This is a genomic window from Nitrospira sp., from assembly GCA_030653545.1.
Lineage (GTDB): Bacteria > Nitrospirota > Nitrospiria > Nitrospirales > Nitrospiraceae > Nitrospira_D.
Genome location: JAURZE010000005.1, coordinates 194,193 through 214,435 on the forward strand (window position 1 = coordinate 194,193; position 20,243 = coordinate 214,435).

Below are 20,243 nucleotides of genomic sequence, written 5' to 3' on the forward strand. Positions count from 1 at the left end.
TTGTCGACCGTGATACACGCATGAGGAGGAAGACGAGATGGCAGCAAATCGGCAATCGGCACTGAACGGGCTTCATCGACTCGACGGCTATCTGCCGATCGAAGACTACGGCCTTGTCGGAGACGGAGCCACGGCAGCGCTCATCGGACGGGACGGAAGCCTGGCGTGGTTGTGTCTGCCTCGTTTCGATTCACCACCCTTGTTCTGCAGTCTGCTGGATCAAACGCACGGGGGCCATTTCACCGTCGCGCCTGCCAGCGTGCTGGAATCCCGCCAATTCTATGAACACGATACCGCCCTGTTGGTGACAGAGATGAGAACGTCCACCGGTCTGTTGCGGGTCACGGACTTCTGTCCCTTAGTGGCGGGAGCCGACCTCTCGGAGGACGTGTCGGCGACGCGGCGAGAATTGCTGCGGACTGCCACGGTCGTTGAAGGAAGCATAGATCTGACGATTCACCTCGAGCCTCGTGGCGGAGCTGAGGCGGATCCCCGTGACGGTGGGATTCGCATTCGTTGCCGCGCACAGCCCGATCTGACCCTTCACCTCTACTCCACTGTTCCGTTGACCGGGTTGCGCACGTCGGTGACGATTAAGGCCGGGCAATCGCTCCACCTGCTCCTCTGTTGGAGGCAAGGAGCTGCGCATGCTCCCCGCTTCGACGAGGCCGCGCTCCGCAGGGACACGGTAGCCGTCTGGCGTCGGTGGCTCGCGCATCTGACGTATCACGGTCCTCAGGAGGCGCTGGTTCGCCGGTCGGCCATTACCATCAAGCTGCTGGACCATTTTGAGAACGGCGCGATCGTCGCGGCTCCGACTTCTTCACTGCCGGAGCTCATCGGCGGGTCACGCAACTGGGACTACCGGTATGCGTGGGTGCGGGATGCGGCCTTCTCCGTCTATGCGCTCCATCGTGTCGGTCTCTCGCACGAAGCGGCCGGATTTCTCGGCTGGGTGCTTGATGCCGTGGACCGGGACGGTATGCCGAGAGTGATGTATGACCTCGATGGGCGGATGCCTCCGGACGAACGGGAGGACGGTGGATTGGAAGGGTACCGACGTTCAGGGCCAGTCCGGTGGGGCAACGCGGCGGCCGCGCAACATCAGCACGATGTCTATGGAGAAATTCTGGACTGCGCCTATCAATGGGCCGCGCATCATGGGGCCATTCCCGTTCCGCTCTGGGAGCGGCTCCGGAAATTGGCGGATGCCGCTGCCCGGGAGTGGCGGACGCCGGACCACGGGATCTGGGAAGTCCGCACAAGCGGGCGGCCCTTTACCTATTCAGCCGCCATGTGTCAGGTGGCGCTGGACCGCGCCGCCCGGATGGCGGAGCGGTTCTCCCTTCCCGGACCTTCCCAGACATGGCGATACACGGCAGATGAGATCGGGCAGGCGATCTTGAAAGAAGCCTGGGATGAGAAGCTGCAGTCGCTGACGGAACATCTGGGAGGGGGCGGGTTGGATGCGAGTCTGCTGACGCTGCCGCTTCGCCGGGTCGTGAAGGCCGATCATCCCCAAATGGTCGCGACGACCAGCGCGATCGTCAAGCGATTGGGCGCGGGGAAGGGGCTGCTCTACCGGTACTTGCCGGAGGAATCGCCCGATGGCATCGCCGGTCACGAAGGCGCGTTCCTGCTCTGCAGCTTCTGGCTGGTGGACAATCTCGCGCATCAGGGACGGCTTGACGAGGCCGTGGAACTATACGACTCGCTCTGTGCGCGGGCGGGGCCGCTCGGGCTGTTGCCCGAAGAAATCGACCCATCGACCGGGGCCTTTCTCGGCAACTACCCCCAGGCGTTTAGCCATATCGGTGTGATCGCGAGCGGGGCCAATTTGGCCAAGCAGCTGCGAAAGGCCGGACGAACCGTATGACCCTGTCGAAGACGACCAAAGGGCCGGCCCGTGACGAGGCCGGCGATCCGCCGCTCATTGATCCGATGGTGGAACCGTTCCGGGCATTCATCCATACGGAGTCGGCGGCGGGCATTCTGCTGATGGCCGCGACGCTCATCGCCCTGGTCTGGGCCAACTCGCCGTGGGCGGATGCCTATGCCGCGTTCCGGCGATTGCCGGTGACGTTCGGGGCGGGCGACTTCGTACTCACGGAACCGCTGGTCCTCTGGATCAACGATGGGTTGATGGCGATGTTCTTTTTCGTCGTCGGTTTGGAGATCAAACGAGAGGTGCTGGTCGGTGAACTCTCCTCCCTGCGCCAAGCCGCGTTGCCTCTCGCCGCCGCGGTGGGGGGAGCGGTCCTTCCCGCGCTGCTGTATACGGCGTTCAACGGGGGGACGGAAGGGGCCAAGGGCTGGGGCATTCCCATGGCCACGGACATCGCTTTCTCACTCGGGATTCTCTCGTTGCTCGGGAAAGGGGTGCCGCTGGCACTGAAAGTGTTCCTCGTCGCGCTGGCCATCGGCGATGACTTAGGCGCGGTCCTGATCATCGCCTTCTTCTACACCTCGACGATCTCCTGGGTGAGTTTGGAGGTGGGGGGCGGATTCCTGGTTGCCCTGATCGGCGCAAACGTCGTTGGTATTCGCCATCCGCTCGTCTACGGGATGCTGGGGATCGGCGGCTTGTGGCTGGCGTTCTTCCTCTCCGGTGTCCACCCGACGATCGCCGGCGTGCTCGCGGCGTTCACGATTCCGGCGCGAACACGGTTGTCCGGCGAGGAGTTCATCACGCGGAGCCGTGCGCTGCTCGATAGGTTTCAGAAGGCGATGGAGCCGGGCGGCCCTCCGCTTGCCAACAAGACCAGACAGAAAGTGGCCTCCCGTTTGCAACAGGCGGTCCGTGAAGTGGGCACTCCTCTCCAACGTCTGGAGCAGACCCTGCACCCGTGGGTGACGGCTGTGGTTCTGCCTATCTTCGCATTGGCCAACGCCGGCGTCACGCTCGAAGGCGATCCGGTCGTGACATTGGGTCATCCCGTCGCGCTCGGCATCCTGGCCGGCCTGGTCATCGGCAAGCCGGTCGGGGTGATCGTGGCGTCGTGGCTGGCGATTCGTGTCGGATTGGCGACCATGCCGCCGGATCTGACCTGGCGCCACATCATCGGGATCGGATTTCTGGCCGGTATCGGCTTCACGATGTCGCTGTTCATCGAAGGGCTGGCGTTCGGGAAAACGCCGCTCGACGCCCCGGCCAAAGTGGGTATCCTGACTGCCTCGGCGGTGGCGGGGACCATCGGGTGGTGGTTGTTGAGGCGGATTCACACGGAGGGAAGACGATGAACGATCAAGAACTGATCAATCGACCGCTAATCAGGGCCTGGTTGTGGTGGGCGTTGATCTGGTTAACGTTCTTTCCGATCGTGGGGGTGGTGGTCTCGATCAAATTCCACAATCCTGGATTTCTCGATGGCATCTCCTGGTTGACATTCGGCCGGTTGCGTCCGATCCATGTCAATGGCGTCATCTTCGGATCGTTCTCAACCGTCTTCCTCGGGCTCCTCTACTACATCGTGCCGCGTCTCTGCGGGGTGCGGATGTACAAAGAGGAGTGGGGCTGGTGGCTCCTGTGGCTATGGAACGGGTTTCTGGTTCTCGGCAACGCCTCATTTCTGTTCGGGTTCAATATGGGACTCGAAGCCGGGGAGTTCGAATGGCCCTTCAATCTGCTCCGGTTCGTTATCCTGGGTTTGATCACCGTGCAGGTGCTTGGCACCGTCTTTCGGCGGACCGAGCGGCGGTTCTACGTCGCGATGTGGTACACGACCGCCGCGCTGATCTGGACGATCATGAACCTGATTCTCGGCAATGTGCTGTTGACCTATGCCGAAGATATTGCGGGGGTCAACAGCGCGGCCATGCACGGGTTGTACATCCACTACATCGTCGGGCTCTGGATCACTCCCGCCGGCCTGGCGCTGATCTATTACTTCTTACCGCTCAGCGCCAAGACCCCGTTATATAGTCACAAGCTGTCGTTACTGGGATTCTGGGGGCTGGCTTTCTTTTATCCGTTTGTCGGCACGCATCACTATCTGTACAGTCCGATTCCGCACTGGACACAGACGATCTCGATCGTGACCAGCATGTTGTTGATCATCCCGGTCTGGACCGTGGTGGTCAATTTTTTCGGTACGATGCTGGGACGATGGGGCACTGTCGCCGGCGGGGGCGGAGGCGACAACTACGCAGCCAAGTTCCTGATGATGGGAGCGGTCTATTACCTGATCGGCTGTTTCCAGGGCTCGGTCGAGGCGCTGCGTCGGGTTCAGGAGTTGACTCACTTCAATGACTTCGTGATCGCCCATTCCCATCTCACCGTGTTCGGCACCTTCGTCGTGTGGGCGGTAGGCTCCGCCTATTATGTCTGGCCGCGCGTCACAGGCCGGAAGCTCTGGAGCGACAAGCTGGCGAGTTGGCACTTCTGGTTGACCGTCGTCGGCTTCACGGTGATGGTCGTGGGGCTGTCTGCTCAAGGGTTCGTCCAGGGTTCCATGCTCGAGTACGGGGCCAATTTCGTGGATACGGTGAAAGAGATGAAACCCTGGTGGGTCGCGCGCACACTGGGAGGCGTGGCAATGGACGTGGCGCTGCTCCTGATGGTCGTCAATTTCTACAAGACTGCGCGAGCGGGGGAGGCGTTGGAGCCGGAGGTGTTCGAGGCCGCCCGCCCGGCCGATACGCCGATAGAGGTCGTCGCCAAGGGAAGCTGGATCGAAAGCCCCTCCACGGTCTTCCTGGTTGCGGGGTTCGGGTTTTTCTTTCTTGCCGTCGGCGTGCAGGGCGTCACCCCCTGGTTGATGACTGAAACGCGCACGACCACCGTCGAGGACCCCGTCACAAAGTCGGCGATCCAGGTGGCGGACTATACGCCCGAAGAGCTGAAGGGCCGGCAGGTGTATATCCGCGAGGGCTGTTGGTACTGTCATTCGCAATACGTGCGTCCCGTCACCGGAGAGTCGTTCCGCTGGGGGCCGGTGTCGCAGGCCGGCGAATATGCCTATGACCGGCCACACCTGTTCAGCACGCGACGCATCGGTCCGGACCTGACCAGAGTGGGCCGGAAATATGGCGACGATTGGCATGCCGCCCATTTTTGGAACCCGCGGGAAGTCGTGCCGGACTCTATCATGCCGGTGTTCCCCTGGCTGTTCGAACCGGCCAAAGCCGGCGATGCGCCTGAATTGAACGACGACGGCAAGGCCTTGGTGCTGTATGTGCAAAAGCTCGGGACCGGCATCGGCGATTGGCGGGAAGGGTTCGTTGCCACACAGGTTTCGTCCGGCCAGGTGTTGAATGCCAGTCCTCAATCGCAGGACGAGCTGCTGATGCTCGGAAAGTCGGTGTACGAACGCCGCTGTCTCGGGTGCCATGGGGTCAAGGGTGATGGCCTGGGACCGTCCGCACGATTCATGACTCCGCGTCCGAGAGATTTCACGACCGGGATCTTCAAGTTTCGATCGACCTCCGGCAAGGATTCACTGCCGACCGACATCGATCTCTACAGCACCATTACCCACGGACTCTGGGGGACGGCCATGCCGGCCTGGCAGGAAGTTTCAGACCACGAACGGCGGGCCGTGGTGCAGTACATCAAGACATTTTCTGGCCGATGGAGAGACGAGGTCGTCCCGCCGTCGATGACGATCGCGGCGGAGCCTCCGATCTCGATCGTGTCGCTCGAGAAGGGGAAGGCCCTCTTCGGGGCGAACTGCATGCTCTGTCATGGCGCCGAGGGAAAAGGAGACGGGCCGATGGCGCCGATCTTAAAAGATGTGTGGGGGCAACCGTTGAAGCCGGCGAATTTCACCCTGCCGGCCGGTCTGTCCGGAGGCGTGAAGCTCGGGCACGATGGCGAGCATCTGTATAAGACCGTGATAACGGGAATCGGGGGAACGCCCATGCCGGTGTTCTGGGAGCAGCTCAGTCCGGAGGAGATCTGGGATATCGTCCACTACGTCCAATCGCTCCGCGTGAAGGCGCACGAGGCGGAGTTGGTTGCGGCCGGCTTGAAGGAGACGGATTGGGAGCAGGCCCGATCGCGCATCTGGGCTGCGCTTTCGCCCGCTGCCAGGCGGGGGGAGCTGGACAAGGACGTCGTTCAGCGATAGCCTGACGAACGGCAGACGGCTCGGCCGGCGGCTGAGACCGCCAATGAAAGGCGGCAACCATGAGAGATCGAGACGTGAGACAAACGAACGAGTCGAGCTCCGGGCCATCGGGGCCGGAGCGGCAGGATAGTTCGGATTCTGGACAGCCCTATCTGTACCGGCATGCGGGGATCACAGAGCGTGGCGGGCATATTCCGTTTTGGCTGATCCTGGTCGTGGTGGGACTGCTTCTCTGGAGTATTTATTACGCCATTGAATATTGGAGCCCGGGCTGAGATCGATCGAGTCGGGCAGACCGTTGACATGATTGGCACCCAACAAACACGCTCACGGGCACATTAAGTCTGGCCATATTGAGGAGACCACCATGCCCACGCTGTTCATTGCCTTGCTGTTCGCCATTCTGATTGCCGTCTTCGCGCTGCAGAACACCGTGGCTGTCACCGTCCATTTTCTCGTCTGGGACTATGATACGTCGCTGGTGCTGATCATTCTTGGTTCCGCCATGTTGGGCGCGCTGCTGACGTTTCTGGCATCGCTCGGTCCCAGATTCACGCGTGCGAAACAAACCAGGCAGCTTGAGGAGACTGTCCGCTCGCAAGGCGAGCGAATCCGTGACTTGGAACGGATCGCCAGTGGACCACGCGAGACTTCCCCTCCGGCGCCGTGAAAGACATCATGCCGAATATGGTCCGCTCAGAGAGAGGCGATGGTTTGCCGGGCCGCTGGGCTCGTTCGTCCAGATTCGGCAAGCCGCTTCCGCAAATCGGGAGAGGTCTGTTGGTAGCTGCCCTGGCTGTGCTCAGTGTCGGCTGTGCGCTAACGCAAGAAGTCTCTCGGACACCGAGAAGCGCGATCGAACAGCTATTACTGACGCAGGCAGTGGAACGGTCGCTGGCCGACCTCACCGTGCCGCTGCCGGAAGGCACGACGGTCATGGTGGAGGTCAGCGGGCTGCAGACCGACCGGGCACATATGCATGTGAGTGAAGAGGACGCCAGCTTCGCGGTGATCGATTCCCCCTCGTGGGATTTGGCCTATGTGCGGGACGCCGCTTCCGCGCGGCTGGGAGAATTGGGGTATTTCGTCAAGAAAACGGAAGGCGACGCGCCGTATCTCGTCCGCGTCAAGGTGGAATCCATGGGCACGAATCAGGGGAAAACGTTTTTCGGCCTTCCGCCCATCCAAAGCGTCATCATTCCCTTCGCGCTCCCGCAGATCACGCTCTACCAGGAACAAGATCAACTGGCGCACGTGCGGGTGCATCTGGATGTCTACGAGAACCATTCGGGGCGGTTTGTACGTGCTACGCCGAAGTACACAGGCTCGGCGTATTACAACCAGTACGTCGTGTTCTTTTTCTTCTCGTTTCGTTCGACGGACCTGATCGATCCCCCTTAGCCGACATGCCCGCTGAGATATCTTGCACGGCGCAGAATCCTTGCCGGCACCCCCGCTACTTGGAGACACGACTGATTCCACTCATGACGGCACGATCTATTCACGGGACCTCATTGAGAATTCTCTTGCCCCGGTTTTCTGTCCTGGCGGCAGGATGGCTTGCCGTGACGGTTCTGTTTTCGCCCTGCTGGGCCGACGAGGTGCACTTGCGCAATGGCGACCGCCTGACCGGCACGATCGTCAGGATGGAGGAAGAGATCCTTATCTTAAGTACGGCGCACAGCGGCGAAGTCAAAATTCGATGGCCGGAAATTCAGAGTCTCTCGGCCGACAAACCGCTCACGATCCAGTTGCATGACAAGGTCGAAGAAACGGGCTGGACCGAGTGGCTCTACACCCACCATGCGACCGTCGAAGCCGGCCGAATCGGGGTCGATGGCCCGTTCGCTCTCGATGCCGTAAAGGCGATCAATCCCCCGCCGCCGATCCGCTACCATGGAACGCTGAACGTGGGAGGCAATCGCACCCAGGGGAACACCGAAACACAAGCCGTCAATGCCTCCACCCGATGGACGGTTCGTTCGGATCGGCATCGCATGCTGGCTGAAGGTAAGTACAACTACGGAGAGGTGGGAAGCCGGGTCACGGTGCGCAATTCCCTCGCCTCTCTTAAATACGACTTTTTCCTGAGCAAGAAGCTCTTCGCCAGCGCCGAAGGCCTGATGGAAAAGGACACCTTTCAAAACCTGTCGTTCCGAAGCACCATCGGCGCCGGACTCGGGTATCAGTTCATCGACACGCAGCGGGCGTCGATCTCGGTCGTGACAGGCCTGGCGCATGTGAGCGAGCACTATACGAATGCGCCTTCGATAAAAACCCCGTCGGCCCGCTGGTCCTTGCGCACCGAGTTTGTGCTGATTCCGGACCGGGTGAAACTGTTCCACAAGCACGAGGGGTTTCTCGACTTCGATCAACGGTCGGCGTTGCGCATCTTTGCCGACCAGGGGCTTCGCGTCACGCTGCTCGGCAATCTGTTTTTCAACGTGGAGTATAACATCCGTTACAACGGTGCTCCTGCGCCGGGAAGAAAGCGGACCGATGAGGCCGTCATCTTCGGGGTCGGATTTGAATTCAAGAGTTAGCGGGAGTCTTAGGGTGCAATCGACAGGAAGGACCGGCCTCGTTAAGCGCGAACGGATGCCCGTCAGCGGACCCGCAATCGCAGGGACTTGTCCCTGTCCGGCCATCACCTCAACGGGCGTTCGCGCCATGACCCCTGTTGTCATGGCATTGTGTGCGGCCATGCTGGGCGCAATTGTAATTGCAGCGGGCCCGGTCGAGGCGGACATCTACGGTCCTGAACTGTCCCAAATGGATCGTGACCGTCCGATCCTGTTCATGAATACAGACGGCCGGTGGTTGACGCGTTTCTCTCCGGAACCGGCGATGCCGCGACAGGGTTTCGGACGGGCGGACTTTCGTGTGTGGTCGTATCCGGCCAGCGAGGTCGAAACGATTGAACGGGTCTCGGGAGAAGAAAAGGGGCCCCGGATTCCGGAGCCGATGGTGTTCGACCTGGTACGGCCGTTGGGGGAAAAACGAGGCGCCGGTGAGATCAACGTTCTTGGCCTGGTCCCTCTGAGGCGAACGAGCAAGACGGTCGACCATGCGCCGGACCCGCTGGGCCTCGCGAGGCGCAGCTCCGATAGGCAGGGGATGGAATGGGCGCCTGAAATCGAGTATACGGTGGCCGATGGGATCTCGATCGAGTTTGAGGCGCCGATGGAGAATGCGTCGCTTGAAGCATACAAAGCGGCCGGACAACTCACGTTCGGCACCGGATTCGACCATCGATTCATTCACGGCGCCCAGGTCATTGCTCAGTACGACCGCGATCCCGGCCTGTGGACGACGTCCTGGCTGTATCTGGCCGGATACCGGTTCGACCAGACTTGGAGCCTGTTCGCCATGGTCGGGCCCCGCTTTGAACATGGAGGTCAGATCGGCGGACGCAATACGGAGATGTTGGCCAACGTGACGCTCTTTGCCGATGTATCGGACCGGCTGGTGGCCGGCATCGAAGTCAACCACGCGCAGGTCATAAACGGCCACACGACGTTTCTCGTGATGCCGCAGGCGCATTACGAACTCGGCAGGCATTGGATGATACAAGCCGGTGTCGGCGCGCGATTCACGCAGGATCTGGCAATTCCGCAGATCGGGTTCCGCATGATCAGGGAATTTTGACAACGCGGCATGTTGTTATATCTCTAACCTACTTGATGAAGGAGCCCATATGGATACAGGGACACTGCAGGAACTCACGCCCTGGCTGATTTCGATGGGAGCGACCATCGGCAAGGCCGGCGCCAAGATCGCATTGATCGTCGTCTTGGGGCTTGTCGCGATGCGGTTTCTCCGGCTGGGCATTCGACACCTGGAATCTCTGGTAGCCAGAACCGGTATGCCGGGGGACGTGGACTCCGACACCAGCCGGAAACGGGCTGCGACGCTGACGGGGATTCTCCGCACCATTGTGATCAGCCTCATCTGGGCCGTGATTATCGTCGAAGTGCTGGACCAGATCGGACTGGATATCCGACCGATCCTGGCGGGGGCCGGGATTCTCGGCCTGGCCGTGGGCTTTGGGGCGCAGAATCTCGTCCGGGATTTGATCAGCGGCTTCTTCATCATTCTGGAGGATCAAATCAGGCTGGGTGATGTGGCCGTCATCAACGGCACCGGCGGCCTGGTTGAATCGATCACGTTCCGCACGATCACGTTGCGCGACTTTTCAGGAGTGGTGCATGTCTTCCCGAACGGCACGATCACGACGCTCTCGAACATGACGAAGGAATGGTCGGCGTTCGTACTGAACATGGGCGTGGCTTACAAAGAGGATACGGATCGGGTCGCCGACGTCATGCGCCAGGTCGGCGAAGAGCTACGGGAAGACCCTGCCTTTCGCGATAAGTTCGTCGCCCCCATCGAAATCATCGGCGTAGACGATTTTTCCGATTCAGCCGTCGTCATTCGTATTCGGATCAAGACCAGGCCGTTGGAACAATGGAATGTGGGACGCGAATACCGCCGGCGACTGAAGAGGGCCTTTGACGGGCAGGGGATTGAGATTCCGTTCCCGCACCGTACCTGGTATATGGGGGGAGCCAGCGCCCCCTTCAAAGTCGAGGTCGTCGCCGGATCGAGTATAGCCAAATCGTAGCCGAGCGCCTCAGCTGGGCCCATCTGTCGCACAGGTGCCACGGGATGCGTTCCATGGAGAGAATTCGGATGATGCCGCTCAGGCGATGTCTCCGTATCGCCTGAGCGGCTGAAGGAACAGTTACCCCTGTCAAAGGCGAGCGTCGCTCACCAGAGAGGGTTCGCCAAAGGAGAGATGCCGTGCCGTTAATTCATACGCTGACTATTCTGATCTGCCTGGCTGCGTTGTTCAGCTACGTCAACCATCGGCTGTTGAAGCTGCCGATTACCATCGGGCTGATGGCGGTGGCGCTGGTCTTTTCGCTTGCGTTGCTCGTGCTGGGCAAGCTGGGGTTTGGCGTCGAAGCGGAAGCCCAACGGTTCATCGGCGCCATCGACTTCAACGAGGCGCTCATGCACGGCATGCTGGGGTTTCTGTTGTTCGCCGGGGCGCTCCACGTGAAGCTGGATGAATTGCTGGACCTGAAGTGGGTGATCGGTTCCATGGCGGTCGTCGGGACGATCCTCTCGAGTCTCATCACCGGCCTGCTGGGGTACTGGCTCTTCGATCTCGTCGGGCTGCCACTCCCCTTTCTCTATTGTCTGATGTTCGGTGCGCTCATTTCGCCGACCGATCCCATTGCCGTCATGGGCGTGTTGCGGCAGGCGCGTCTCCCGAAGGCCCTTGAAATGAAGATCGTCGGGGAGTCGCTCTTCAACGACGGCGTCGGCGTGGTGATCTTTCTGGTTGTGTTGAACCTTGTGCCGAAAGCCTCGTTTAGCCCGGCCGATGTGCTGGCGTTGTTCGCCGAGGAAGCCCTCGGTGGCGCAGCCCTCGGGCTGACGCTCGGCTATATCGCCTATCGCATGCTCCGATCGGTGGACAATTATCAAGTCGAGATTCTCATCACGCTCGCTCTCGTGATGGGGAGTTTCGCTCTTGCAGATCTGCTGCACACTTCCGGTCCGATCGCTGTCGTCGTGGCGGGGTTACTCATCGGCAATCAGGGTCGCCAGTGGGCCATGTCCGAGAAGACGCGGGAGCATCTCGACAACTTTTGGGAATTGCTGGATGAACTCTTGAATGCCGTGCTCTTCGTGCTGATCGGATTGGAAGTGCTGGTACTGAGCTTCCAGCAGCCCTATCTCATGGCCGGCCTGGTGGCGATCCCGATTGTGCTCGCGGCGCGCTGGCTCAGTGTCTTCGTGCAAGTGAAAGCTTTCAGTTTCGTTCGTGATTTCACGGACCGCACGATCACAATCTTGACCTGGGGCGGACTCCGTGGAGGCATCTCGGTGGCCTTGGCACTGTCGTTGCCGGTTGGTCCGATGCGCGACGCCGTGGTCACCATCACCTATGCCGTGGTGGTCTTCTCGATTCTCGTGCAAGGTCTGACAATCAACCGAGTGTTGGGAAGCGGCGTGAGCGCAAAGAGCGAGGTAGCGCATTCGTAACGCAACACGCTGAGGTTTTATGGCTCGGGATACGGGAGCGTATCTCCTGACCTTGGATACCTCATTCCCAGACTGTTGGGGACGTAATGGCTTGGGTCTTCTTTGTCCTGAGTGCGGTCGTGACCGTCGTTGCGGGAACATTTGGCCGTGGAATTCGAACCCAATATCGACACATGGAACGGCTAACGCTCATGAAGGCGGGCGTGGCGGCCTTTATCCTGACATCAGGCGATCTGCAAGGCGAAGAAATGGCGCAGATCTTCGCGAAGACACTCCCTCGCATCACCCGCTTTTTGAAGAGCCACGCGAAACCGTTCATCGCCAAGATTGCAAATGATGGCTCGGTCTCACTGCTTATTCAATAGGTCACAGCTCTCGTCTTGCGAGCGAGGCACAATTCCCCGTCGAACATGCGGGGAAAGAGTGACTGAAAGAGGTCGGCAAGACGGCGCATGGCAAGGGCAACCATACGTAGATCTTCGATAGCGGTGACTGGATTAGCCCCGCACTGCTTGATCACATTACCTCAGCTCACGGTTGGGTCTTCATTGCCGGGATTGTTGCGGCGAGAAACTTCTGGACTCGCGAGGTGTTTGTGAACCGCTCGCGGGCAGAGTCGCTTCTGAAGAACAGGTTGTGGGTGCGATGCGGTAGAGGGTATCGAGCAGATGTTTGGGGCATAGAACACCGGCTGTCTCCCGCCGCTCAGTAAAGGCTCTGCGCAGCCGCTCGTATGTGCGACGGTACGGTGTCAGTGTCAGGGCGTGGCGCCAAGCGCGGTGCTCGCGGACAATCGCGGAAATTTGCTTGCAGTTGCCAGGGATCGCGGCTTCATACGGGGCATCGGGGTGGGAGTGGCTTCGCGTGAGAAGCATCGTGATGTTTCCGCCATCACTCGACAAGGCATGGGAGGTCTCATCGAATCCGGTGATTGTGGCCAGCTTGCGCAGCGTCGCCACGTTAAAGTTGTACAGATGCGCTTCATGAAATGTGCTCTTCGGCGATTGGCACGTCGCTTCGACATTGGGGACCTCGACAATCAGTACGCCGTCCGGTTTCAGCCAGGAGTGGAGTCTCTTCAAGACGGCACGCGGATCCTCGAGATGCTCCAGCACATGCCAGATGGTGATGACATCGAAGGTGCCTGGCGGGAGCGCACTGTCCTGGACCAGGCCGATATGGGCCGTTATCCCATAGTGCGTGACGGCATATTCCGCATATCCTCGATTCGGCTCAATGCCGGTCACGCGATGGCCCAGCGATGCGAGCAGATAGGCGAACTCGCCTCCTCCGCTGCCCACATCGAGCACGGTTTTCTGGCTGGACAGGAGAGACCGAATCCTGGCCAGGCGTGACAACGCCACCTTGCCGCCACGCAGGACATGTTTCAGGCGGGGCGTGTAGGCGCTTTTGTAGACGACGCGATAGTGCTCCCGATAGAACTGGTCCGCATCGTGAGGGCGTGGATCGGACCACACGAGGCCACAGTCCGTACAGATCACGGTGCGCAGCGGCTTTCCGGTCCGGCTTTTCTCCGAAAGCAGGGCCACGTTATGGCTGTCGCAGAGATTACAGGGGATGGCGCAGGATATAGACATCGACAGTTCCTTTCAGCAAAGCCTCTCTTGCTATGATTGTTTCCGGGACTCCACGTCATCCTGGCAGCCGTAACACAATGGCGTCGTTGGGCGGACGAGCAGACGCGCATACGGAATGGGCTCCTGGCATCGCAGACAGAACCCATACCGCTGCCGGTCGAGCCGCTCGATGGCGGCCAGCACCTGCTGGAATTCGAGATCGAGACGGCGCTGTTGACCGGCCGCCATTTGTTGTTGCTGCATGGCATCCATGCGACTGAGTCGCCCGATAGGCAACTCGAGTCCCACCGGTTGGGCTTCCGTCTTTAGCATGAAGCGGCGCTGCTCCAATTCCAGGCGCTGACCTTCCAGGACGCGGCGTAATTCATCCCGTTGAGGGTCAGTCCATGCGTCAGATTCTGTCATGGGCCCCCCATTTCTTCCGTTTCGGTCTCCTCCCGCGTGACACTGATTTCAGGCAGCTACAGGGAAGTCAGGGCATGTCTGCCTGGACCTTCCTCTCTGTGCCGCGAGGGTCCGTCGTCCCTTCCGCTTCCTCGATCGCTAGGAGTGCCCGCGGGAGACAATCTTGAGCAATTGTGCAGGCTTGGCTGTGGTGTTCTCCCAGCGATGAAGCGTGTGAGCTGGAATCGTGATGGCATCGCCTCGATGGAGCACATGAGTCGTATCTCCGACCTGAAGCCGAACTGTACCGCTAAAGACGATCGCAAGCAGTTCCGTGTCGCGCATGTGCAAGCGCCCGCCGCTGCTGCCGCCCGGATGCAAGGTGATGAGGAGCGCCTCCAATTTGCTGTTGACGCTCGGATGGCTCAATGATTCAATCTGTGCCAGAGACCACTTGCTCTGAAGCATGGGACGGTGGGACGCCTTAATAGGGGCTGGCGCCGTGGGAGCGGCCGTGACAAATAATTGACCAATTGTCGTGCTCAGCCCGTTGGCAATGCGTTCCAACGAAGACAGCGATGGGGATGCCTGATTCAGCTCGACTTGCGAAATGAAACTGGCGGAAAATCCGCAGTTGCGGGCCAGCGTCCGTACGGAAAGGCGCTGATTGTCTCGAAGCCGGCGAATCGCCTCCCCGAGGGATTGCTCCACCTGTTCATTCTGCTTTTGCGCTTTTCGCCGGGACTTGCCAGGTGCCCGCCCCTGGCGTTCACCTTTTGCCATCAGGCGGACTCCTCTTTTTCCAGGGTTCGCTCCAATCTCTTGAACCGCCCGGTCATCGACGCTTAAGCACTCGATGATATACGGTTTCGAGTCGCGCGAGCATCCTGTCCAAGGAATAGTGGTCTTCAATGAGCCGCCGGCCGTTCGCCCCTAGCCGTGCTCGGAGCGCATCGTCCTGAAGCATGACCACGATCTGCTCCGCTAAGGACGCGGCATCTCGCGGCACCGCCAACAGGCCCGTCTCTCCATGTTTGACGACATCTGGAATCGAGCCAAATGAGGTAGACACCACCGGCAAGCCGACAGCTAAGGCCTGCATGAGCGCTTGCGGGATGGTGTCCGCCTCCACCGACGGCAGCACGAACACGTCGAGTGACCGCATGGCCTCGACCTGGTCCTCGCGATACCCCAACAACAATACCCGGTCCGTCAATCCCAACTCTGCAATCTGTGTCCGGAGATTGAGTTCCTCCGGTCCCTCGCCAATGATTACAAACGTCGCATTCTTGACCTTTGAGAGGACTTGGGCCGCCGCCTCGACAAAGTACCGATGTCCTTTGTATGCGCGAAGATAGGAAACGATTCCAATTAGGCGATGGTCGCCCGGTATGCCCAATTCCTTTTTCAGGTCTTGTGCGGGTCGGCCTGGCCGAAAATGAGCGGTGTCGATGCCGATGGGAAATCCGTCCACGCGATCAGGATCAAGTCCGTCCCGCTCGATCAAGGCCTGTCGATTGAGTGCTCCGCCGGTCACAATCACAAAGTCGAAGAGTGTTCGATAGAGCAGGCGCGTGAGCAGGTTTCTGTTCAGTGGCACGGAGATGTGGCGGCTGCGCACAATCTTGGGTCTGGGACGGACCAGACGCGCGGCCACTGCCACGAGCCAGCTATCGCGGGAGCTATTGACATGCACGATGTCCGGCCTGAACCGGCGAAGGATGCGATGGATGGCGACAAACGCGGCTCCGAAGTTCTCCCGGCGCATCGGGACGGTCAGAACGGAGATCTTCCGCTCTATAGCCATCTGGTAAATGGGTACGTCCGGCTGGACGACGAGCTCGAGGTCGTGCCCGCGGGACCGCAGGCCTTCCGCGTACAAGAGGACGGCTAATTCCTGCCCGCCGACGGAGCCGGCTGCTTCTGTCATCACAATCTTCATGCGGATGTCTGGCTTGTGCGTGTGTCCGAAAACATCGTCAATGCCGACCGTCCTCTCGGCGAGGCTCACCGTGGATGTATCCTCAATCACTCTTGGCATCGGCATGTGTGCAGTATTACTGGACACATGTCTAGTGTGGAAACATGATATGTGCCGTCTCTATTATGTTTCTCGAGAGGCTACGGCTGAGAGGGCATTGGTGTTGCCGGAATGGTTGATGTTGCGTCGAATGAAGTGCATTGCCTACATAGAGACCCTTCTGTTGTCTCCTCCCGTCCTAACAACCAAGCTGTAGTGGGAACGAGTGTTACGCAGCAGGGAAGGTTGTCTTGGCGGCTGGTCCAGACAATTGCTGTGACAAGTTGAGACGCTTGTGGCGCCCTGGTTCGAACTCCTGGGGCGCGTTGTTATAGGGCGTCAGGTTCGTCCATTGGCGTAGAAGTATTTCTTAGCCAGCTCGGTGGTGAGGATGTATCCGGCGAGGATGGCGGCGAGGAGAAAGAGGAATGACAGCGGCATGGGCGTCAAACCTAGCGGTGCGGCAATCGGGAGTATGGGGAGCAACAGTGTGGTCGCCGCCACCGCGAGCGTGGCAAGTGCGAGGGCGCGACCCGGTGTGCTGGAGAAAAACGGCCGTCTGGTTCGAATGACGAGCACGATGGCCGAGGCGGAAATGACGGATTCGATAAACCAGCCAGTCCGAAACTGTTCCGGTGAGGCACCGAGAATCCACAGCAGCGCGCCGAACGTCAGGTAGTCAAAGACCGAGCTGACGAGTCCGAATGTCAGCATGAATTTTCGGATGAAGGCGATATCCCAGCGTCGCGGCCGGTCGATCAGTTCAGGGTCGACGCTATCGGTGGCGATCGTCATTTCAGGAATATCGGTCAGTAGATTCGTGAGGAGGATTTGCTTCGGCAGCAGCGGGAGAAACGGAAGAAACAGCGAGGCGCCGGCCATGCTGAACATGTTGCCGAAGTTTGCGCTGGTGGCCATGAAGACGTATTTCAACGTGTTTGCAAAAGTGGTCCGCCCCTCACGGACGCCCGGGATGAGCACGGACAAGTTCTTTTCGAGGAGTACAATGTCCGCCGCGTCCTTCGCCACGTCCACGGCGCTGTCTACGGAGATGCCGACGTCCGCCGAATGGAGCGCCGGGGCGTCATTGATCCCGTCGCCGATATAGCCCACGACGTTGCCGGATCGCTTCAGCGCGAGGATGATGCGGTCCTTCTGATTGGGCTCTACTTCCGCAAAGACATCGATATCATTCACGCGCTTGCTCAGCGCTTCGTCGGTCATGAGGCGAAGATCCGGTCCGGTCAAGAGCCGCTGGTGGTCCATCCCGACTTGTTGACTGACGTGGGCGGCCACGAGATGGTGATCGCCCGTGATGATTTTGAGGGAGACCCCCAGCCGGCGGAGCGAGGCGATGGTTTGTGCCATATCGGGTTTCACCGGATCGGCGAAGACCATCAGGCCGAGAAACGTCATCTCCGTTTCCTGTTCCTTGCCGATGTGGGATGTCTCGCCCATGTCACGAATCGCCAGGCCCAGCGTTCGGAGACCCTGTCGGTTCATCTCCTCAAATTGCTGTCGGATCTGATCTATGCGAGTCTCCATGGTGGCCGTCGACCCATCCGGCAATTCCGCGCGGGTGCAGACCGCCAGCATCGGCTCTACGGCCCCTTTGGTAATCAGGAGGTGCGTGATAGGCGAGGCCACCAGAATTGAGAGGCGCTTGCGAAGGAAATCGTAGGGGACTTCGTCCAGTTTTGTGTATCCGGACAGGTCACGAATACACTGTGTCCGGATCGCTTCATCGAGCGGGTTGATAAAGCCGGTCTCAAACGTGGCGTTGAGGGCCCCGTGGAAGAGGACGCGTTCGCTGGCAGTACCGTCCAGATTCAAGGCTGCATGAAAGCGCATGGTGCCTTCGGTGAGCGTGCCGGTCTTGTCGGAGCAGAGCACGTTCATGGCGCCGAAGTTTTCAATCGAGTGGAGGCGTTTCACGATCACTTTCTGCTGGGCCATGCGTTTGGCCCCGTGGGAAAGGTTGACGCTGATGATCGCCGGGAGCAACTGCGGTGTGAGGCCCACGGCCAGCGCCATGGAAAAGAGGAATGAATCAAGGACGGGCCGTTGCAGATAGACGTTGATGGCGAAGATGGTGAAGACGAGTAGGAGGGTCACTTCGAGCAGCAAATAGCCGAAGCGCCGGACGCCCCGTTCAAACTCCGTTTCCGGCGGGCGGAGCATCACATGGCCGGCGATGCGGCCGAAATCTGTGTCCTTTCCGGTCTGCACGATGACGGCGGTCGCATGTCCGCTGACGACGTGGGTGCCCATGAAAAGGCTGTTGGTCCGCTGGCTGAGGGAGGCCGTGGCAGACACGACCGAGGCCGATTTCTCCGCGGGATAGGTTTCCCCTGTTAGGGTGGCTTCATCGACGAAGAGGTCTTTGGATTCCAGGACGATTCCGTCACCGGGAATGCTCGAGCCGGCCGACAGCGTGATGATGTCGCCTGGCACGACCTCATCGAGCGGAATGTCGAGCGCCTTCCCCTCCCGCAAGACCGTGACGGTCACGCGGACGAGGGCGAGGAGCGAGGCGACGGCTTTAGCGGCGCCGTGCTCCTGCCAGAATCCCAGGAAGGCGCTGACTAGGATAATCGTGAGAATGATGAGCGCGTCGGTACGATCGGCCAGAAACAGCGACATGGTAGCGGCAAACAAGAGAATGAGAATGATCGGACTGCGAAATTGCGCGAGCAGGACGTACAGGGGACGAATATCTTGGCGGGGCTTCAGTCTGGAAGACGCATACTGCATTTGGCGCTGCCGTGCTTCGTCGGGATGGAGCCCTTCCGGTCTGGTTTGCAGCCGGTCGAGCAGTTCATCAGTCTGAAGACTCCAGAACGCAGGGAGTTGCTCGTTCATGAAGTGGCCGTGGACCTACTCATAATGGAGTGCCTCGATGGGATTCAGTTTTGAGGCTTTGTTGGCCGGATAGAGGCCGAAAAAGATGCCGACGACGAGGGAAAAGAAAAACGCGGCGGCCACGGCCGGCATGGAAATAATCGTCGGCCAGCCGATCAGTTTTGTCAGGAGCAGGGAGATGCCGATGCCGGCCCCGACGCCGAGGATGCCACCGATGGTGGTCATGATGATGGCCTCGATCAGAAATTGCAGCAGGATATGAATTCGCTTCGCGCCGACGGCCATGCGCAGCCCGATTTCCCTGGTTCGTTCCGTGACTGAGACCAGGAGAATATTCATAATGCCGATGCCTCCCACGATGAGCGAGATCGATGCAATGCCCATCAGCATGAGCATCATGGTGCGACTGGTGCCCGCAATCGTCTTCGCAATGTCTTCCATCGTACGGATCGTGAAGTCGTCTTCCTCTGACGATTGCAGGTGATGTTTCGCCCGCAGCAGATCTTTGATGTCGTCGACTACGGCCGGGATATCGTGGCGGGTGTGCGTCGCGACGAGGATGATGCCGACCGTGCCGAGAAACTGCGTGCCGAGCACTTTACGTTCCGCGGTCGTGAAGGGAAGGACGACAAGATCGTCTTGATCCTGGCCCGTAATCGATTGCCCTTTGGGAGTGAGAATTCCGATGACCCGGAGCAGGACATTGCGGATACGGATCTCGCTGCCGATGACCTCTTCGCCGGACTCAAACAGGTTTTGAGCCGTGGTTTTTCCGAGGATGGCGACTTTCGAGGCTGCATCCAAGTCTGATTGGGTGAAAAAGTTGCCCTGCGCGATCGGCCAGCTGCGAATGTCAGGGAATTCCGGCGTCGTGCCGAGCACGATCGTGCTCCAATTCTTGTTTTCCCGAATGACTTGCAGCACGGAGCGCGTGGCGTACATCACCATCGTTACGCTCGTGACCTTCTTTTCGATATCCTGGGCATCGTCGACGGTAAGTGTGGAGATGGACCCCAAGCCCCCGCGTACGCCGCCGACAGTGGTGGCGCCGGGAATGATAATGAGGACATTGGTCCCCAGGCTGGAGATCTCCGCCTGGACCGATGCCGTGGCGCCTTGTCCAAGGCTGACCATGGCGACCACGGCGCCGATGCCGATAATGATGCCGAGCATGGTCAGACCCGCCCGCAGCGGATTCCGGCGCAGGATGCGCAGGGCGGAGAGCATGGTGAGCCAGAGAAAGGACATGGGCGG

At 59.8% G+C, this 20,243-nt stretch carries 17 protein-coding genes; 11 read left to right on the top strand and 6 right to left on the bottom strand.

Annotation, left to right across the window (positions count from 1 at the left end):
- The first annotated feature begins 37 nt into the window (after positions 1 to 37).
- From Q7U39_01335 to Q7U39_01385, 11 genes are all read left to right on the top strand, one after another.
- The gene (locus Q7U39_01335) at positions 38 to 1,876 is read left to right on the top strand and encodes a glycoside hydrolase family 15 protein (GenBank protein MDO9116574.1); all 1,839 of its coding nucleotides are present in this window, start codon (positions 38 to 40) and stop codon (positions 1,874 to 1,876) included.
- Positions 1,873 to 3,240, top strand: a complete 1,368-nt coding sequence (nhaA, locus tag Q7U39_01340) for a Na+/H+ antiporter NhaA (GenBank protein MDO9116575.1) — start codon at positions 1,873 to 1,875, stop codon at positions 3,238 to 3,240. The genes Q7U39_01335 and nhaA overlap by 4 nt, the downstream gene beginning before the upstream one ends.
- Positions 3,237 to 6,068, top strand: a complete 2,832-nt coding sequence (locus Q7U39_01345; protein ID MDO9116576.1) for a cbb3-type cytochrome c oxidase subunit I — start codon at positions 3,237 to 3,239, stop codon at positions 6,066 to 6,068. The genes nhaA and Q7U39_01345 overlap by 4 nt, the downstream gene beginning before the upstream one ends.
- A 59-nt stretch (positions 6,069 to 6,127) precedes the next feature.
- Positions 6,128 to 6,343 (top strand): hypothetical protein, encoded by a 216-nt coding sequence (locus Q7U39_01350; protein ID MDO9116577.1) that lies wholly within the window; start codon positions 6,128 to 6,130, stop codon positions 6,341 to 6,343.
- A gap of 92 nt (positions 6,344 to 6,435) precedes the next feature.
- Positions 6,436 to 6,738, top strand: a complete 303-nt coding sequence (locus Q7U39_01355) for a LapA family protein (GenBank protein ID MDO9116578.1) — start codon at positions 6,436 to 6,438, stop codon at positions 6,736 to 6,738.
- An 8-nt stretch (positions 6,739 to 6,746) separates the two neighbouring features.
- Complete coding sequence (locus tag Q7U39_01360; GenBank protein ID MDO9116579.1) at positions 6,747 to 7,469, top strand: hypothetical protein; 723 nt, start codon at positions 6,747 to 6,749, stop codon at positions 7,467 to 7,469.
- 83 nt (positions 7,470 to 7,552) lie between these two features.
- Positions 7,553 to 8,611 (top strand): DUF481 domain-containing protein, encoded by a 1,059-nt coding sequence (locus tag Q7U39_01365; GenBank protein MDO9116580.1) that lies wholly within the window; start codon positions 7,553 to 7,555, stop codon positions 8,609 to 8,611.
- 127 nt (positions 8,612 to 8,738) lie between these two features.
- A complete protein-coding gene (locus tag Q7U39_01370) occupies positions 8,739 to 9,716 on the top strand; it encodes a hypothetical protein (protein ID MDO9116581.1) in 978 nt (325 codons plus the stop codon).
- 49 nt (positions 9,717 to 9,765) lie between these two features.
- Positions 9,766 to 10,692 (top strand): mechanosensitive ion channel family protein, encoded by a 927-nt coding sequence (locus Q7U39_01375; protein MDO9116582.1) that lies wholly within the window; start codon positions 9,766 to 9,768, stop codon positions 10,690 to 10,692.
- Between the two features lie 179 nt (positions 10,693 to 10,871).
- Positions 10,872 to 12,125: a sodium:proton antiporter gene (locus Q7U39_01380; GenBank protein ID MDO9116583.1), complete on the top strand. Its 1,254-nt coding sequence runs from the start codon at positions 10,872 to 10,874 to the stop codon at positions 12,123 to 12,125.
- Between the two features lie 86 nt (positions 12,126 to 12,211).
- Positions 12,212 to 12,490 (top strand): hypothetical protein, encoded by a 279-nt coding sequence (locus tag Q7U39_01385; protein MDO9116584.1) that lies wholly within the window; start codon positions 12,212 to 12,214, stop codon positions 12,488 to 12,490.
- A 180-nt stretch (positions 12,491 to 12,670) separates the two neighbouring features.
- Here the strand turns inward: Q7U39_01385 and Q7U39_01390 are convergent, their stop codons facing one another.
- The 6 genes from Q7U39_01390 to Q7U39_01415 form a co-directional block, all read right to left on the bottom strand.
- Positions 12,671 to 13,723 carry a class I SAM-dependent methyltransferase gene (locus Q7U39_01390; protein ID MDO9116585.1) on the bottom strand — a complete coding sequence of 351 codons (1,053 nt, stop codon included), beginning with the start codon at positions 13,721 to 13,723 and terminating at the stop codon, positions 12,671 to 12,673.
- 30 nt (positions 13,724 to 13,753) lie between these two features.
- On the bottom strand, positions 13,754 to 14,128 hold the full coding sequence (locus tag Q7U39_01395) for a TraR/DksA C4-type zinc finger protein (GenBank protein MDO9116586.1): 375 nt from the start codon (positions 14,126 to 14,128) through the stop codon (positions 13,754 to 13,756).
- Between the two features lie 138 nt (positions 14,129 to 14,266).
- Entirely contained in the window at positions 14,267 to 14,890 is a 624-nt protein-coding gene (locus Q7U39_01400) for a cupin domain-containing protein (GenBank protein ID MDO9116587.1), read from the bottom strand.
- Between the two features lie 52 nt (positions 14,891 to 14,942).
- Complete coding sequence (locus Q7U39_01405) at positions 14,943 to 16,118, bottom strand: glycosyltransferase family 4 protein (protein MDO9116588.1); 1,176 nt, start codon at positions 16,116 to 16,118, stop codon at positions 14,943 to 14,945.
- A 348-nt stretch (positions 16,119 to 16,466) separates the two neighbouring features.
- On the bottom strand, positions 16,467 to 18,989 hold the full coding sequence (mgtA, locus tag Q7U39_01410) for a magnesium-translocating P-type ATPase (protein ID MDO9116589.1): 2,523 nt from the start codon (positions 18,987 to 18,989) through the stop codon (positions 16,467 to 16,469).
- A 15-nt stretch (positions 18,990 to 19,004) separates the two neighbouring features.
- Positions 19,005 to 20,237, bottom strand: coding sequence for an ABC transporter permease (locus tag Q7U39_01415; protein MDO9116590.1), 1,233 nt, complete (start codon positions 20,235 to 20,237; stop codon positions 19,005 to 19,007).
- Positions 20,238 to 20,243: the final 6 nt, after the last annotated feature.